This is a genomic window from Frankia sp. CoWAU3 (assembly GCF_977971855.1).
In genome coordinates this window covers 1-856 of sequence record NZ_CDWWXB010000106.1, presented here as the reverse complement: position 1 = coordinate 856, position 856 = coordinate 1, and the positions used below count along the sequence as shown (strand labels likewise).

At 64.6% G+C, this 856-nt stretch carries 1 tRNA gene; it reads left to right on the top strand.

What is annotated here, in order from left to right:
• The first annotated feature begins 81 nt into the window (after positions 1-81).
• Positions 82-157: transfer RNA gene (locus AC08ON_RS11050), tRNA-Glu, on the top strand.
• Positions 158-856: the final 699 nt, after the last annotated feature.

Here is an 856-nt window from a genome sequence, read left to right as displayed (position 1 = left end):
CCATCCCCTATGCTTGCGGTGTTTCAGACGATCGACGTCGCGGTTGGGCGGATGCGCAGCCTCGCTGAGGGTCGTCGCCGCGCCCCCATCGTCTAGCGGCCCAGGACGTCGCCCTTTCAAGGCGGTAGCACGGGTTCGAATCCCGTTGGGGGCACCACGCAGACCCGTGCATGATCCTCTCGCGGATCTGCACGGCCGCCTCCTCCTTCTCGATCTTGTTGGGAGCCTTCCGGACCACCCTGACTGCGTCAACGCCGACGCCAGCGGCGGTTGGCACGGTCTCGCCTGTCAGAGTTACCCGGCAAGTTGCGATGTTAGTCGCGCGGTTGTACCGGACTTCGAGCCGAAGGGCCTCGAAGAGCCGGCGAGAGAGATCCTCAGGCAGCCTGTCGACGTCGACGGCGCCCACCGGCAGCGCCCGCAACAGGCCGGGATTGGGCGCCACCGCATCCTCATCCTCAAGATCGATCAGCGCCTGCTGGAGGGCTTCTCGCTCGGACCTCAGCTCGATCCGCCGCTCCGCGATGTCGCGAGCCATGTCCTGGTCCGGGTTGTCGATAAGTTCGAAGTTGCGCAGCAACCGCTTGCTACGAGCCTCAGCGTCAGCGATGGCGCCGTGGAGTGACGCGATTTGCCGTTTTCGATTATGCTCGCGGGTCGCGTCCACTTCCCTCAGATGAGAGTCGAGAAGATCCAACCGGTACTCGCCGAACACCCGCTCGGCCAGAAACGTGTTGACCCCATGTACAAGGTCATCTTCGCGGAGCCAGATGTCCGCCTTGCCCGGATGCTCGGCCGCGACGTACTCACCCTTCCGGGCACAGACGTAGTAGCTGACACCGCGTGGGTGTCGCCC